Origin of the sequence: Chromatium okenii (genome assembly GCF_016583745.1) — a bacterium.
Taxonomy (GTDB): domain Bacteria; phylum Pseudomonadota; class Gammaproteobacteria; order Chromatiales; family Chromatiaceae; genus Chromatium; species Chromatium okenii.
Genome location: NZ_NRRQ01000032.1, coordinates 1 through 15,913, shown reverse-complemented (window position 1 = coordinate 15,913; position 15,913 = coordinate 1). Strand labels below are relative to the sequence as shown.

At 53.8% G+C, this 15,913-nt stretch carries 15 protein-coding genes and 1 pseudogene; 13 read left to right on the top strand and 3 right to left on the bottom strand.

Going from position 1 to position 15,913, the window contains the following annotated elements:
- The first annotated feature begins 14 nt into the window (after positions 1 to 14).
- The 9 genes from CKO12_RS11475 (at position 15) to CKO12_RS11435 (ending at position 8,926) form a co-directional block, all read left to right on the top strand.
- On the top strand, positions 15 to 353 hold the full coding sequence (locus tag CKO12_RS11475) for a TusE/DsrC/DsvC family sulfur relay protein (RefSeq protein WP_105072767.1): 339 nt from the start codon (positions 15 to 17) through the stop codon (positions 351 to 353).
- 69 nt (positions 354 to 422) lie between these two features.
- Positions 423 to 1,154 (top strand): respiratory nitrate reductase subunit gamma, encoded by a 732-nt coding sequence (locus CKO12_RS11470; protein WP_200154884.1) that lies wholly within the window; start codon positions 423 to 425, stop codon positions 1,152 to 1,154.
- Between the two features lie 41 nt (positions 1,155 to 1,195).
- On the top strand, positions 1,196 to 2,731 hold the full coding sequence (dsrK, locus tag CKO12_RS11465) for a sulfate reduction electron transfer complex DsrMKJOP subunit DsrK (RefSeq protein ID WP_200154883.1): 1,536 nt from the start codon (positions 1,196 to 1,198) through the stop codon (positions 2,729 to 2,731).
- Positions 2,715 to 2,957 (top strand): hypothetical protein, encoded by a 243-nt coding sequence (locus CKO12_RS11460; RefSeq protein ID WP_200154882.1) that lies wholly within the window; start codon positions 2,715 to 2,717, stop codon positions 2,955 to 2,957. The genes dsrK and CKO12_RS11460 overlap by 17 nt, the downstream gene beginning before the upstream one ends.
- Positions 2,905 to 4,869 (top strand): NAD(P)-binding protein, encoded by a 1,965-nt coding sequence (locus tag CKO12_RS11455; RefSeq protein ID WP_200154881.1) that lies wholly within the window; start codon positions 2,905 to 2,907, stop codon positions 4,867 to 4,869. The genes CKO12_RS11460 and CKO12_RS11455 overlap by 53 nt, the downstream gene beginning before the upstream one ends.
- 17 nt (positions 4,870 to 4,886) lie before the next feature.
- On the top strand, positions 4,887 to 5,357 hold the full coding sequence (locus CKO12_RS11450; RefSeq protein ID WP_105072770.1) for a sulfur reduction protein DsrJ: 471 nt from the start codon (positions 4,887 to 4,889) through the stop codon (positions 5,355 to 5,357).
- Between the two features lies 1 nt (position 5,358).
- Entirely contained in the window at positions 5,359 to 6,135 is a 777-nt protein-coding gene (gene dsrO / locus CKO12_RS11445) for a sulfate reduction electron transfer complex DsrMKJOP subunit DsrO (protein WP_105072771.1), read from the top strand.
- Between the two features lie 21 nt (positions 6,136 to 6,156).
- Complete coding sequence (gene nrfD, locus CKO12_RS11440) at positions 6,157 to 7,407, top strand: NrfD/PsrC family molybdoenzyme membrane anchor subunit (RefSeq protein ID WP_200154880.1); 1,251 nt, start codon at positions 6,157 to 6,159, stop codon at positions 7,405 to 7,407.
- Between the two features lie 136 nt (positions 7,408 to 7,543).
- Positions 7,544 to 8,926 carry a cobyrinic acid a,c-diamide synthase CobB gene (locus CKO12_RS11435; protein WP_200154879.1) on the top strand — a complete coding sequence of 461 codons (1,383 nt, stop codon included), beginning with the start codon at positions 7,544 to 7,546 and terminating at the stop codon, positions 8,924 to 8,926.
- 69 nt (positions 8,927 to 8,995) lie between these two features.
- Here the strand turns inward: CKO12_RS11435 and CKO12_RS11430 are convergent, their stop codons facing one another.
- Positions 8,996 to 9,394: a response regulator gene (locus CKO12_RS11430; protein WP_200154878.1), complete on the bottom strand. Its 399-nt coding sequence runs from the start codon at positions 9,392 to 9,394 to the stop codon at positions 8,996 to 8,998.
- 197 nt (positions 9,395 to 9,591) lie between these two features.
- Here CKO12_RS11430 and CKO12_RS11425 point away from each other — a divergent pair, with 197 nt between their 5' ends.
- The 4 genes from CKO12_RS11425 to CKO12_RS11410 all read left to right on the top strand — a co-directional run bounded on the left by CKO12_RS11425 (position 9,592) and on the right by CKO12_RS11410 (position 14,439).
- Complete coding sequence (locus CKO12_RS11425; RefSeq protein ID WP_200154877.1) at positions 9,592 to 11,409, top strand: hypothetical protein; 1,818 nt, start codon at positions 9,592 to 9,594, stop codon at positions 11,407 to 11,409.
- Positions 11,410 to 11,637: 228 nt separating this feature from the next.
- A complete protein-coding gene (locus CKO12_RS11420) occupies positions 11,638 to 13,545 on the top strand; it encodes an ATP-binding cassette domain-containing protein (RefSeq protein ID WP_200154876.1) in 1,908 nt (635 codons plus the stop codon).
- A gap of 17 nt (positions 13,546 to 13,562) precedes the next feature.
- Positions 13,563 to 14,093, top strand: coding sequence for a DUF2939 domain-containing protein (locus CKO12_RS11415; protein WP_200154875.1), 531 nt, complete (start codon positions 13,563 to 13,565; stop codon positions 14,091 to 14,093).
- A gap of 16 nt (positions 14,094 to 14,109) precedes the next feature.
- Positions 14,110 to 14,439 carry a hypothetical protein gene (locus CKO12_RS11410; protein ID WP_200154874.1) on the top strand — a complete coding sequence of 110 codons (330 nt, stop codon included), beginning with the start codon at positions 14,110 to 14,112 and terminating at the stop codon, positions 14,437 to 14,439.
- A gap of 171 nt (positions 14,440 to 14,610) precedes the next feature.
- On the opposite strand, the pseudogene CKO12_RS15415 reads toward CKO12_RS11410, so the two are convergent.
- Positions 14,611 to 14,709, bottom strand: a pseudogene (locus tag CKO12_RS15415) (Rpn family recombination-promoting nuclease/putative transposase); the annotation flags it as partial.
- Positions 14,710 to 14,785: 76 nt separating this feature from the next.
- Positions 14,786 to 15,541: a Rha family transcriptional regulator gene (locus tag CKO12_RS11405; protein ID WP_200154873.1), complete on the bottom strand. Its 756-nt coding sequence runs from the start codon at positions 15,539 to 15,541 to the stop codon at positions 14,786 to 14,788.
- Positions 15,542 to 15,913: the final 372 nt, after the last annotated feature.

Sequence of the window (15,913 nt, the reverse complement as noted above, 5' to 3'; positions counted from 1 at the left end):
CAGAGGAAATCACAATGTCAGACATGATTGATGTAGACGGCAAGCAATACGCCGTAGATGAAGAAGGCTATTTAGCCAATTTGAATGAATGGGTACCTGGAATTGCTGGCGTGATGGCCAAGCAGGACAATTTGGAATTGACTGATGAACATTGGGATATCATCAATTTCCTGCGTGAGTATTATGAGGAATACCAGATTGCTCCCGCCGTGCGCGTATTAACCAAGGCAGTTGGTAAGAAGCTCGGTAAAGAGAAGGGCAACAGCAAATATCTGTACAGCTTATTCCCCTATGGCCCGGCAAAACAGGCGTGTCGTTTTGCTGGTCTGCCGAAGCCAACTGGCTGCGTGTAAGTCTTTTTCATTCTGGGATGTCACGCGGCATCCCAGATTTATTTATTGATCCGCCGAGGTCGCAGCAACATGGCGTTTTTAACAACTTTCTACGCCTTTTTATTCTATTTTGCCGCGCTGGTTTTTGTGACCGGAGTGCTGTTTAAGATTACGCAATATGCGCGCACTCCTGCTCCCTTAAAAATTCCAACCACGCCAGCTCCAACAACCACCAGTGGGGTGGTGTTGCGAATGACACGCGAAGTGGTTTTATTTGAAAGCCTGTTTCGGGGCAACAAATGGACGTGGATTTTCGGCTGGATGTTTCATTTCGGTTTATTACTGGTCACGCTGCGGCATTTACGCTATTTCATTGAGCCGGTGTGGTTTCCCATTGAACTCGTGCAGCCGTTTGGCATTTATGGCGGTATGGCGATGATTGTGGGTTTAACGGGATTATGGGCGCGGCGCTTCTTGGTGGATCGGGTGCGGTATATTTCTGCCCCTTCAGATCATTTAATTCTCGCTTTGTTGGTGCTGATTGGCGTCAGCGGTTTATTGATGAAATTCGTTTTTCATAGCGACATCGTTGAGATCAAAGCCTTCTTTATGGGGTTGTATGCGTATGATTTTCAGCCGCTGCCGTCTGATCCGTTGTTATTGCTGCATCTGTTCTTAGTGGCGCTATTGTTAATCATTTTTCCATATAGCAAATTACTCCATGCGCCGGGATTATTTTTTAGCCCAACTCGCAATCAAGCGGATAACCCGCGTGAAGTTCGACATATCGCGCCTTGGGCTCAACAACTCGAACAGAAATAAGCCCTTGAGTAATTCCGCACGTTCGCAGACGAGACTGATTTATGGCTAAGGCAACCTTTTTAGTTCCTGAGTTGACCCAGTACACCGAAGTTCCGGCGGTCACGCCCGGCGCAATGGCGCATAGCTCGCCGTTTGTGGCAAAGCCGGATTTTCAAGAGCCGCTCGGTTATCCGGGTGAACTCGTCGATGATTGGCAAAATAAAGCCATCGATAAGATGGGCGAATTGCTGGGTAAATATCGCTCGCTACGGGTGTATATGGATGCCTGCGTGAAATGCGGCGCATGTACCGATAAATGCCATTATTTTCTCGGCACCAGCGATCCGAAAAATATGCCAGTGGGTCGTCAGGATTTAATGCGCAAGGTTTATCGGCGCTATTTCACCGTCGCTGGCAAATTATTTCCCAAATTAGTTGGCGCAGAAGATTTCACGAAAGAAGTGCTTGATGATTGGTATAGCTATTTTCATCAGTGTTCGCAATGTCGCCGCTGCTCGGTATTTTGCCCTTATGGAATTGATACCGCTGAGATTTCAATGGCAGCGCGTGAAATCATGGATTGCATTGGCGTTGGGCAAAAATACTGCAATGAAATTATCGCCAAAGTTTATAAAGTCGGTAATAACCTCGGTTTACCCGGCCCGGCGTTAATTGATACGTTGGAAGGTTTAGAAGAAGACGTTTACGACGAGACCGGCGTGCGGGTGCGTTATCCGATTGATCAAGTTGGCGCAGAAGTGTTGTTGGTGACGCCGTCGGCGGACTTTTTCGCCGAGCCGCATGTGGACGGTTTGATCGGCTACGGCAAGATGTTTCACGAGTCTGGCGTGACGTGGACGCTGAGTACGCAGGCTTCGGAAGCCGCTAATTTCGGCATGTTTATCGGTTCTTACGACAACATGCGCCGCATTTCCCAGCGCATTCGGGAAGCTGCGATCAAGCTGAAAGTGAAGCGCATCGTGTTTGGCGAATGTGGTCATGCGTGGCGGGTGGCGTACAGCTTTTTGAACACGCTGGCGGGACCTTGGGATTTTCTTGATCCGCGCTATCCGGTGCCGCAGCACATTTGCGAGTTCACCTATGACCTGATTCAGCAGGGCAAGTTGACGTTCGATAAGAGCGAAAACGACGACAAGGTGATGACGTTCCACGATAGCTGCAACGTCGCTCGCGCTTCGCGCATGGGTGACACGCCCGGCGGTCAGTTCGAGATTCCTCGCGCCATCATTCGCGCTACGTGCAACCACTTTTACGATATGGACGAGGACACCATCCGCGACCGGACGTTCTGTTGTGGCGGCGGCGGCGGGTTGCTGACCGATGATTTGATGGAGCTGCGCGTGAAAGGTGCCAAGCCGCGCATGGATGCGTTGAATAACGTCATTCAAGAAAAAGGCGTGACGCACATGGCGGCGATCTGCGCCATTTGTAAAACCCAGTTTAGTAAAGTCTTGCCGTATTACGGCATGGATATGAGTCAAATCATCAGCTTACATCAGCTCGTTGGCGACGCGATTGTGCTCACGCCCGATCCCGAAGATGCAGATGATGACGATAGCGATGACGACGACGATTAAATTGCACGGGTCGGTCACTTGCCGCGCAGCGCGAGTGACCACCAAGCGACGCGGTGCAACTGCATCACAACGATTGAGACCAACGGCGGTGCCAGCCGAAGCCGCCGATCCCCCTGAATACGAACGTCCTGATTTGGCATCAGGACTCAACTGGCATAAGGAGATTGAGCACGATGGCGACTTCCAGCGACGAGATGACAATGAAGCCCTCCTGGCGCCGTTTTGAAGACGGCGAGCACGTCTGGGAGAAGCTGACCGACCAGATTTTTAATCAAGACCGCTCCCACAAATGCCCGACCTACGTCCACAAGACGCCGCCGTGTCAGGGCAGTTGTCCGTCCGGTGAGGACATTCGCGGCTGGTTGCAGATCGTGCGCGGCATGGAACAACCGCCGCAGGGCATGGACTGGCGCGAATATGCGTTTCTCCGTTCCACCGACGCCAATCCGTTCCCGTCATTGATGGGGCGCGTCTGTCCGGCGCCGTGTCAGGACGGCTGCAATCGCAACGAATTAGAAGATTTTGTCGGCATCAATGCCGTTGAGCAGTTCATCGGCGATACCGCCATTGCCAACGGCTACCAATTTGCCCCCGCGCCAGCCGACACCGGCAAGCGCATCGCCATCATCGGCGGCGGCCCCGCTGGTTTAGCGGCAGCGTATCAACTGCGCCGCAAAGGTCACGGCTGCACCATTTTTGAGGCGAACGAAGGACTGGGCGGCATGTTCCGCTTCGGTATTCCCGGCTATCGCGTCCCGCGTGACAAATTGGACGCGGAAATCCAGCGCATCCTCAACCTCGGCTTGATCGAGGTGAAGCTCAAAACCCGTGTCGGCACTGATGTCAGCGTGGAACAGCTCGAACAAGACTACGACGCAGTGTTGTGGGCGCTTGGTTGCCAGAGCGGACGCGGACTGCCGGTTGATGGCTGGAAAGACACGCCCAACTGCGTCTCCGGCGTCGCCTTCCTCAAGGCGTACAACGAAGGGCGGATGAAATTCACCGCGCAAAAAGTGGTCTGCGTCGGCGGCGGCGATACGTCGATTGACGTGGTTTCCGTAGCGCGTCGGCTCGGTCACATCACCAAACATGGGCAAAGCGAGCTGCCGGAGAGCGTGATTCGTGACGGTTATGTCGCCCACGATGCCGCGACGGCAGCAGCAGCGGAAGGCGCAGAAGTCACGCTGACCTCGTTGTTTACCCGCGACAAAATGACTGCGTCTGAGCATGAAGTACACGATGCCAATCGTGAAGGCGTCACCGTGCTGGACGGCGTGATGCCGCTCGAAGTCATCAAAGATGCCAACGGTCGCGCCACTGGTTTGAAAGTGTGCGATTGCACCATGACTGACGGGCGTCCGACTGCGATTGCTGGCACCGAGCGCGTGTTGGCAGCGGATTTGATCGTGTCGGCAATCGGGCAAGGTGGCGATCTCACCGGCTTGGAAGGCTTTGATAACGGACGCGGTTTGATTGATGCCGACAAGTTTTATCAGGTGCCCGGCAAGGCGGGGCATTTCGTCGCCGGCGACATCATTCGCCCGCATTTGCTGACGACTGCGATTGGGCAGGCGTGGGTGGCAGCGGATTCGATTGATGCCTATGTCAATCACGCTGAAAACAAGCGCCGTCCGAAGGTAGACGTGCATCACTTTGATTTGCTGGATAAAATGACTGAGGCACATCTCGCGCCCACGCCATTTGTTCCCGCCGAGCAGGGCGATATGCGCGGCACTTCCGATGCGAATTTTGCGATTCACAATTACGAAGATCGCTCCAGCGCCGAAGTCATTCCGCACGATGAGTTATTCCTGGGTCATTTCAATTACGTCGCTCGCAACCTGCGCCAAGAAGAAGTGCCGACGGCGGAAGATGTGCTCGGTCATTTCCACGAGCGCGTCATCGGTTTGACCGAAGCGGAAGCCATCAATGAAGCCAAGCGGTGCATGAGCTGCGGGCTGTGTTTCGAGTGCGACAACTGCGTGATTTATTGCCCACAAGATGCGATTTCTCGCGTGGACAAGAAAAGCCGCACCACCGGTCGTTATGTGCAAACCGACTATTCGCGCTGCATCGGCTGTCACATTTGCGCGGATGTCTGTCCGACCGGCTACATCAAGATGGGTCTGGGCGAATAATGCCTGCGGAGGCGTCGATGGCTAAAAGCGTGCTCACAGTTGGCCTCGTCGCGCTGGGATTGGTCTGGGCGCTTGCCCAGACGGCTCAAGCCGATGATATGAAACGCTATGTGGTCGCGGGTTCACAGGCTGCCAAACTGGAGTCCTGTGTCGAACCGACTGAGCTGATGCGCCGCCAGCACATGGAATTCATCAAGCATCAGCGGATTGCGACGGTTCACGAAGGCATCCGCATCGAAAAATATAGTCTGTCGGGATGCGTGGACTGTCATATCAGCTACAACGCGGAACAGATTCCGCAGCCGATCAATCAGGCGGATCAATTTTGTGGTGCCTGCCATGCGTTTGCGGCAGTCAATCTCAATTGCTTTGACTGTCACGCGGCGGTGCCGAACGGAACGCCGCTGGATGCGGCAGCGATGGCGGCGCACGACGCTGCTGGCGTTGCGGCGCAGGTGCAGTCGCATCGTGATGGGGAAAATCATTGATATGAAAGACGACAACGACGCAATTGACCCGCAACGCCGCGCCTTTTTAGGCGTCGCTGCGGGAGTCACTGCCGCCGTCACGGTGGCACCCGGCGTGTTGCTGCACACGGTGGACGCCGCGCCGCGAGCGGAGCCGGTCACGTCTGATGTGCGCTGGGGCTTGCTGATTGACACGGCGAAATGTGTTGACGGGTGCTCGGCTTGCGTTGACGCCTGCCACCATGAAAACGGCTTGAATTTGCAGACGATGCCGGCCGAACAGGCGGTGAAAAAGTGGGAAACGCAAAAGCCGGCGTGGGTGCGCAAAGTCAAGTTGCAAGACAACCAGACCGGACGGATGACGACCTTGCCGCTGATGTGCCAACACTGCGACGATCCGCCGTGCGTGGACGTATGCCCAACTGGTGCGTCATTCAAACGCGCCGATGGCATTGTGATGGTTGATCGTCATTTATGTATTGGCTGCCGCTATTGCATGATGGCGTGTCCGTATAAAGCCCGCAGTTTTATTCATGGCGACGTACACGGGCAATTAACTAGCGTGCCACGCGGTAAAGGCTGTGTTGAAAGCTGCAATTTATGCGTGCAACGCCGTGATTTTGGTCAAGAATCAACTGCGTGTGTTGATGCGTGCGCGGCGGAAGGTCATCACGCCATTGTATTCGGTGATCTCAAAGACCCCGATAGCACCATTTGCAAATTGCTGAATGAGATGCCGAGCCGTCAACTCCGAGAAGATTTGGTTTTGAATACGGGCGTGCGCTATTCCGGTGTCTAATCAGGGCAAGGGAAACAACTAATGAAACGAATCGTTTATCGGGAATGGCGCATTCCGCCGACGCAATTTTGGAGCATTTTAGGCATCCTTGCGGCGGTGGTGAGCATGGCCACGCTTGCCTTTGGTTATATGGAACATACCGGCCATTGGGTGAGCGGTATGAATAATTCAGTGGTGTGGGGAACGCCGCATGTATTTGCGGTATTTCTCATTATTGCGGCATCGGGTGCGCTCAACATTGCCTCAATTAGCACCGTATTCCACAAGCCGATTTATAAACCACTCGGGCGGCTGTCGGGGTTATTAGCAGCGGCGATGTTAATGGGCGGATTGCTGGTATTGGTGATGGATTTAGGTCGCCCTGAGCGCCTGATTGTCGCCATGACCAATTACAATTTCAGCTCTATTTTTGCGTGGAATATCTTTTTATACACCGGCTTTTTAATCATCGTCATTGCGTATTTATGGACAATGGCAGATCGCCAAGGTGCAGCATTTAATCGTCCGGTAGGCATTATCGCGTTTTTATGGCGGTTAGCATTAACCACCGGTACTGGCTCAATTTTTGGCTTTTTAGTCGCCCGTCAAGCCTATGATGCCGCAATTTTAGCGCCGCTCTTTGTAGTGATTTCATTCGCATACGGTCTCGCCGTATTCATGCTGGTATTGATATATGCGTTTGATGAAGACAATCGCCCCATTGGTGCAAAAATCATGCGGCGCTTGAAAAATCTACTGGGGCTATTCGTCGCAGGCGGTTTGTATTTCACCCTGATTTACCATCTCACCAATTTATATGGTGCCAAGAATGATGGTTTTGAATTATGGCTGCTCACCAATGGCGGAATGCACACCTTCATGTTCTGGGTGGGTTCGGTGTTAATTGGCGGTTTATTGCCGCTTGGCATTATTTATCATCCCGAATTGAGCAAAGAGCGCAATTGGATAATGACTGCCTGCGGCTTGGTCATTATTGGTGGTTTAGCCACGATGTCGGTCGTGATTATTGGCAGCCAAGCCTATCCCATTCAGATGTTCCCCGGACAAACCATTTTAGAATCTGGCTTTTTTGATGGAGTGAATGGCGCTGCGGCTCCTTATCATCCCACTATTCCAGAGTTGTTATTAGGTTTGGGTGGCGTTGCCGTGTCGTTGATTATCACCGTTGTTGGTGTGCGCGTGTTGCAATTTCTACCCGAATCGCTGGCTGATGACATAGTCGCACTTGATGAAGAATTATTGGGCGAAGAGGCATTTGCCAAACCCGCTTGATGCTTTAATTACGCTTCGCCGCCACACAAAGGCGCAACGCTGGCAAAGGTTTTCTTTGCACGGGTTGCGCCTTTTTTATTACTGAATTGAGGCGCTAAACCGACTGCAACATGCGTTGGAACTGAGACGTTATTTCATGCCACATCTTTATATCGCTGCTCCGCAAAAATCTTCCGGTAAAACCACGCTCACAATTGGCTTGTGTCGAGAATGGCGCGAGCGCGGGTTAATTGTCCAACCTTTCAAAAAGGGCCCGGATTTTATTGATCCGATGTGGCTCAGTTTAGCGGCAGGGCGCACCTGTTTTAATCTTGATTTTTATACGATGCCAGCGGCAGAGATTACCGCGAGTTTTGCTCAAGAGCTTACTGGGGCTGATCTGGGAATTATTGAGGGCAATGTTGGTTTATTTGATAGCACCGCCTTAAATGGCGCGGACAGCAATGCTGAACTTGCGAAACAATTAAAGACGCCGGTTGTGCTCGTGATTAACTGTCACGGCTTGGCGCGAGGAATTGCACCGTTATTGCTGGGATATTGCGCTTTTGATCCTGAATTGCATCTCGCGGGCGTGATTTTGAATCGTGTTGGCGGCGCACGTCATGCAGCAAATCTCATTCGCGTGGTAGAGCATTATACTGATTTACCGGTATTGGGTGTTTTAGAACGCGATGCTGAGATCAGTATTGATGAGCGGCATTTAGGGTTAATGCCAAGCAATGAAACGAATGAAGCGGACAATTGGATTGAAGGTATTCGGCAGCGGGTTGCTGCACAAATTGATCTAACGCGGTTATTTAATCTTGCGGCGCAGGCACCCGCTCCGCCATCACTACAAAGTGCTGCGCCGTTAATGCAACCGCTGCGCAATGATGCGCCAGTGCGTATTGGCATTGCACAAGATGCCGCTTTTGGCTTTTATTATCCCGATGATTTACGCGCTTTGGCTGCCAGTGGTGCGGAATTGGTGCCCTTTAGTCCAATCACCGATACGCAATTGCCAGCGGTGGATGCGCTATTGATTGGCGGCGGTTTTCCTGAATATCGTATGGCGGAATTAGCGGCGAATCATGCCATGCGGCAGCAGATTGCCGCATTCATTGCGAATAATGGCGTGGTCTATGCCGAATGCGGTGGTTTAATGTATTTATGCGCTGGAATCACTTTTCAAGGTCAACGCTGCGCAATGGTCGGCGCATTAAAAGCGGAAATTGAAATGCGGTCACGTCCGCAAGGACGCGGTTATGTCAAATTGCGGGAAACTGCTGCGTTTCCTTGGCCAATGATTGCAACAGAGCGCGAGTGTTATGCCCATGAATTTCATCATTCGGCAGTCGTGCAGCCTGATCCCAATTGGATTTATGGTTATGAAGTATTGCGGGGCGTGGGTATTGATGGGAAACACGATGGCATTGTGCAAGGCAATGTATTTGCGTGTTACAGTCATTTGCGCAGTGTCGGTGGCAATCAGTGGACAGCGCGATTTTTAGCGCATATCAGGCGCAGCATAAAGAATTGATGACAGTGCTAACAGTGTCGTGCTGCGCAACTAAACCGCAGTGCGTTACTGCGGTTCATCCGACAATAGTTATGCAATGAGTTTTAGGTTACGCAACTCCAGCGCCAGCTTGTCTTTGCGAATCGGTTTAATCAAATACGCATCACATAAATTGTGAAAAGCAGTGCGGACACTTTTGACATCATCCAACGCTGTTGTCATCATCACTTTAATGCCTTGTGATGAAAAAATCCCGCGTGATTCTTCCAATTCACGAATCTGCTGCAAGGCTTCTTGCCCGCTCATTTCTGGCATCATCACATCTAAACACACCAAATCATAAGGGGTACCAGCCGTTGCTGCGGCTTCAATTGCAGCCACAGCTTCTTTGCCGTTGACTGCAATATGCGTTATTCCATACTGATTTAAGTGTTCCTGCAAAATGGTGCGACTGATAAAATCATCTTCGACGACAAGTATTTTTAACATGCACTATCCTCTAGTAAAATACCATAATGACAAATACACAATTGCTGCAATGATACAGGATCGCGCTGATTTGTCTCAACGCTGCGTGGACAAATGAGTGCGATAACGGTGACTGCGCAGCACAGGTATGAATAAATGAAAATCAAGCGCCATGATCGCTTGATTGTTTGACTTCACAACAAGAGAGGAATGCGTCGATGAACTCGCTTTATAAAGTGACCGCGACTGCCATCGCGGCTGATTATCCGCAACAAGTTGTCTACGACAATCTGCAAAAGATGTTACGCGCCGCGCCAGCCGCATTTGATAAAACTTTTGAGCGCCTCGCTGCCGGCCAGCCGGTGGTGCTGGTGAAAGGATTGGGCGAAGCGCAGGCGCAGGACGTGGTCGCCAAGTTGGTCGCCATCGGCTTGGTGTGTCAGGCCGAGCCGCTGGGATTGTCGCTGGTTTCAAAAACCTATCGTTGCCCGGCTTGCGGTGTGGAACAGGATCATCGTTCTGACGGAACGCCGGACGTTTGCAGCAATTGCGGCATCGTGGTCGATTCCTACACTCGGCCTCAACCCGGCAAGCAACGCAATGAATTACAAGAAGCGATGGAGCAGGAACGGCGGGCGTTGGCGACGCAGGCCAAGGTGGTCGATGAAAAGGAAACGCGGGAGGCTGAACGCAAACGCGCCGCTAAATTGCGCAAAATTGCGCGGCGTAAAGTGGAGGAAGAACTCGGCCTCACTTGGCACAGCAAATTGGGCGGCCTGCTCGCCCCCCGCGTCGCCCTTCCCGTCGTGACGCTCTTGCTCATCAGCGGCGGCAGTGGCTGGTGGCTGTGGGAACAACAGCAACAAGAAGCTGCGACTGCGGCCGCCACCGCTGCTGCGGCTGCATCAACCGAAACGGCGGAGCAAGCAGCGGGTGCTGCGCCAGCGGGCGGAATGCAGCTCACCATCGCCCCACCGCCCGGGTTATCCGTCAACATCGCCGCCAATCCCACCACCGGCGTCTCCGATCCCGCCATCGACAACGCCGTTGCTGCTGCCGAAGGTTCCGCTCCCATGACTGGCACTGCCACTCCCATGACCGGCAGTCAAGCCGCCGCACCGTTCGCCGTCACCTTACCGCCCGCCGCCACCGTGCGGGGCAGCGCCAGCACCACTGATCCCGCTGCGCTGGCCGTCAGCAGCGATCCCCGCGTATTGACCAGCTTGGCGTTTTATCGCTTCGACACCGGCGATCTGAGCACCACCGCCAAACTGTTAGATCGGGTGACATTGCGGCTTAACGACAAAACTGCGGCACCGGCTGCGGGCGGCACCGACCATTTACAACGCGATGCCGTGCAATTGCGGGCGGCGCTCGCGGCAGAATTTGCGCAACGCAATGAATCCGACAGCGCCCAAACGCACTGGAAACGCGCCACGCGCATCGCCGACACGCTCCCCGCTGGTGCGCAGCAAGCCATCGCCTTTGCCAGTTTAGGACGGGCGCGACAGGCACATCCCACGCTGGCAGCGACCAAAGAGTATTTTCAACTCGCCAAAGTTGCAGCCGATCGCTCGACCGCCGCCCCGCTGGCGCAGGTAGACGTGTTGAGCACCGTCGCCCGCGAATTGACCTTGAGTGGGCAAGCGCCAGCCGCTCGTGATTTATTTGCCAAAGCGACGGCAGCAATAACGCGCATTCCAGAACGCCGCACACAGATCGCAGCGCAGGCACTGCTGGCACAACGTCTTGCTGAAGCGGGCGATCTCACCGCTGCGACGACCGTTTTAGCGGCAGCGGCTGATCCCGCTCCGCTGGCGCAACGTGTGACAGCAGTGGCGGCGCTGGCGCTGGAACGGGCGAAACAGGGCGCAGTCGCGCAGGCACAAACCGAATTCAACGCCGCCATCGCCCAAGCTGGCGCTCTCGCCGATCCGGTGGAACGCAGCGAAACTTTCATTTTTATTGCCCGTCACTTGGCGCAAGCGGGCAATTCCGCCGCCGCCGAACAAATCATCGCTGCCCTCGGTCAATGACCAAGCCTTGCGTAGCGTGGGGATTGGTGTTTTAGCAACACCACTTACCACGCTGCGCCACAATTTGATTAGGGAAATCCCTCTATCTTGCTAGAATAGCCACCACAAACTCATTGAGGTGGTATTCATGCAACGCTCTTCGCTCCACACCCGCCGCAGCTCGCGCAACAATGGCGCGAGTGCTTGGCGCAGTCGCGTCATTCTGCTTGTTTGTTTTGCGCCACAATTATGTTGCAACTGAACGAGCTGAGTTTTCGGCGCGGTCCGCATCTGCTGTTAGCAGCGGCGTCGCTCACGGTCTATCCCGGACACAAGGTCGGCTTGATCGGTGCCAACGGCTGCGGGAAATCGAGCCTATTTGCGCTGCTGCGCGGTGAATTACCCGCCGACGCCGGCACCTTCACCATTCCCGTCGGCTGGGAAGTCGCCCACGTCGCCCAGCACACCCCGGACACCGAGCGCCCGGCGCTTGAATTCGTGCTCGATGGCGACCGCGAATTACGCGAGATTGAGCGGGATTTAGCCGCTGCGACCGCTGCCGGAGATGGGCTGCGTCACGGCGAGCTACTCGGTCATTTTGAGGCGATTGGCGGGTATGACGCTGCCAGCCGCGCTGCTCGCTTGCTGCACGGGCTGGGTTTTGCGCCCGGCGATGAGCAACGTCCAGTCAACAGTTATTCGGGTGGTTGGCGGATGCGGCTGGCGCTGGCGCGGACGCTGATGTGCCGTTCTGACCTGTTGCTGCTGGATGAGCCGACCAATCATCTGGATTTGGATGCGGTGATTTGGCTGGAGGGCTGGCTCAACAGTTATCCCGGCACGCTGCTGTTGATTTCGCATGACCGCGATTTTTTGGATGCGGTCGCCAGCCACATCCTGCATTTGGAGCAGCAACGTTTGACGCTCTACAGCGGCAACTATTCGGGTTTTGAGCGGCAACGCGCCGAACGGCTGGCGCAGCAACAAGCGGCTTATGTGCGCCAGCAGCGCGAAGTGGCGCACATGCACAGTTTTGTCGAACGTTTTCGCGCTAAAGCCAGCAAAGCGCGGCAGGCGCAAAGTCGGCTCAAGGCGTTGGAGCGGATGGAATTGATCGCGCCGGCGCACATTGATTCGCCGTTTCGCTTCAGTTTTGAACCGGCTGATCATTTGCCTTGCCCGCTGCTGCGGCTGGAGCGGGCAGATGCTGGTTATGGTGGGCAGCCGGTGCTGCGCTGCGTGAATTTCAGTTTGGAGCCGGGCGACCGCGTGGGGCTGCTCGGACGCAACGGCGCGGGTAAATCGACGTTAATCAAGGTGTTGGCGGGTGAATTGCCGTTGTTGGCGGGTCAGCATGTCTGCGCTCAGGAGCTGCGGGTGGGCTATTTCGCCCAACATCAACTCGATCAATTGGATCGCAACGGCACGCCCTTGAGTCATCTGCGCCAGCTCGATCCGACGGCAACTGAACAAATTTTGCGCAATTATCTCGGCGGTTTTGGCTTTGCTGGCGACCGTGCGCTTGCGCCGATTGCGCCGTTATCGGGTGGCGAAAAGGCACGGTTAGTGCTGGCGTTGTTGATCCGTCAACGTCCCAACGTATTGCTGCTGGACGAGCCGACCAATCACTTGGATTTAGAGATGCGCCACGCGCTGAGTGAGGCATTGCAAGCGTTTGATGGCGCGTTGGTGGTGGTGTCACATGATCGCCATTTGCTGCGCGTGACGACGGATCGTTTGGTGCTGGTGGATGGCGGGACGGTGTCCGCTTTTGATGGCGATTTGGATGAATATCCGGCGTGGTTAGCGGGACGGATGACGGGAGCGGCGGCTGCTGGCGCTGAGGAAGTGCGTGAGAGTGAGCGCAAACAGCGGCGGCAGCAGTCAGCAGAAGCGCGTAAAGCCTTGCAGCCGCTGCGCCAGCGCGAGAAGCAGTTGGAGCGGCAGTTGGCGCAGTTGAGTGCGCAGCGGGCGGAGTTAGAGCTGGCGTTGGCGGCACCGGAGTTGTATGCGCCAGAACAAAAACCGCAGTTGCTGGTGCGTTTGGCGGAGCAGCGTCAAGTCAGTGCTGATCTGGAGTTGGTTGAAGATGCGTGGTTAGAAGTCAGCGCGGCGATTGAGCAATTCGGCGGTGCTGAGGGGAGCGAGCGGCGATGACGTGCTGTGAGTGTTAAATGGAGCGGTTTGCGCGGCAACGATTCTGGGTGCGCTGGCGGCGTTGGTGTCGGCAGCACGACTGCGTGTTGGCAAAACCTTGGTTGGTAATGCTGACAATGCTGGCGCTGCTGTACGCGCTGTGGCCATTTCTGAGCGTGTGGCAGTTGCAGCAGGCGGTGCTGAATAACCAGCCGCAGGTGGTGGCGACTTGGGTTGATGTGACGGCAATTCGGGCGGCGCTCCGGCGACGTTTGAATAAAGATGCGGTGAGCGAGATTGGCACCTTGTCAGATGATTTTATTGATTGGCTGGATGCGGGAATTCGCTATCACGGCGTGACTGCGTTGGAGCAGTTGGTGACGTTTGATTGGGTATATGAACAATTGCGGGGGCGTTTACCGCCGGAGGTGGCGTTATTTCCAACCACGATGGCGAGTTCTTTTATTGGGCTGCGGGATTTTCAAGTGCAGGTGAATTCGCCCACGCCGCTGATTCTTTTTTTGCATTTAGAGACAACTGGCTGGCGCATTGTCGCGCTGTATTATTGATTTTAGGATCATGGTTATGACCTCTGCTCCGCCGTCGCCGGAACTGCTCACCGCGTCAGCGCGAGCGCATCAAGTGGTGGCGCAGTTTTTGGTGCCCACCGACAGTCCGTTTAAGGAATATCTCCGCGCTACCGATTACTGCACGGCGGTGATGCTGTACACGGAGTTGGCAGCAGATCGGAAGTATTTGGCGCATTGGCGAGCGGCATTTGCGGCATTGATGGTGAGCAGTGGCACGGAGCGCAGCCGTTTGTTGACGCGCTTGCGGGCTGATTTCAAACATGACCGTTCGCCGTTGTCGAGTTTGGAACCGCGTCCACCTAGTAGCGCCACTAAAAACCTATGAAAATCCATAAAAAATCTATGATTTTCTCGTTTGTCAAAAACAGGGTTGGGGAGTGATGTCGGTGAATTACAGCCAATACCACTTTTACTCACTTGCAATTTATCAGCACGTTCCTGAAGGCATGTATTTTTACCACCTTAGTTTATAACTCATTTTATGTTGGATCGACTATATCGCGTTGAGGAAATGAATCAACAGGGCTTGATTGGAGTCAGAACCCAACAGCGCCTTAAAAACACAGTCAATTTTGGGATCAATCGCATGTTTCATTGTCATTTATTCACTTGATCTGGCGGAAAGATTGCGCTGCTAGTTTATAACAGCGCAAGTATTACGGCGTATTGAATTATTGCTGCGGTGGGTTCGGGCGCGTTACTGTAGACTTGTTATAACGAAAGCGTTTGCCTTCCAATAACGGCGATTCACACATATAGCGCGTGGCTTGAATCGCATCATCAAGGAATACCTGCACTGCGGCAGCAATGTCACTCTCAAGATAACCATAGGTGGCGACTTCATTGCCATCTTCAGCATGATGAATATAAGGCGTGGTTGGCACTTCAAGACGCTGTAAAGCGAGATGAAAAACCTTCTCCGATAATCCCACTCCGTATAAACCATGCGCCTGCGAGCGAGATAAATAACCCTTCGGAACGCCATTGCGATGTTGCAATTCAACGTGTTCCATGCGGGATTCAAGTTGTTCGGTTTTGCGTGTAATCAAAACCTGCTGTTGTTTCAATCGGTCAATTTCAACCAGACCATGCACCAATGCCGCAAGAATTGGATCGTTAATAGTGGGCGCTGTTGGTGTTACCACTGCTGCTTCCAATTCCTGCCAACGTTTAATGATGCGCATCCGAGCGTTGGCGTCGTAGCCTGCAACCAAGCAATAAGTGGAATCGCGGTCAAGGATGAACTGGCGATTGGATTTGCCTGTGGAATCGGTGTAAGTGCTTGATTTGAAGCCTAAACGCAAATCTGCGTTCAGTGATTCAAGCAACCGATCAATGTCACGCAATACGTCTGCGTGACGCTTGCCGGTCAATTCGGCGACTTCACGGGAGGTCATTGAAATAGCGGAAATAAAGTGATTGTCCATAATGGACTCCTTTGATTGCTTTCTACGCAAAAACCCTTACGGGCGGTCGGGAGGGTAGAAACGGCTCAAAGGGCACCGCTTGCAGCTTTTCAGGTTTCCCAGTGTTGTATCGCTGCAAACTCCCGACCATAAATCTGTCGGGCATAAAAAACCGCTGGTCTGACGGGTGCGGAATCCGCTTTGTTTAAGGTTTCTACGCCTCTTAAAGCGAATAAAAACACGAATGCTGCTGCGGTGTCAAGTGTGATTGCTGATGGCGATGAGACAGCGAATTGAAAGGACAATGATCTGCGCTATAAACACAGTAATGATGATGCCGGTCGGGAGGGTCAGACGGCTACAGGTACCGCATGGTTATTTCCGATTTGCACC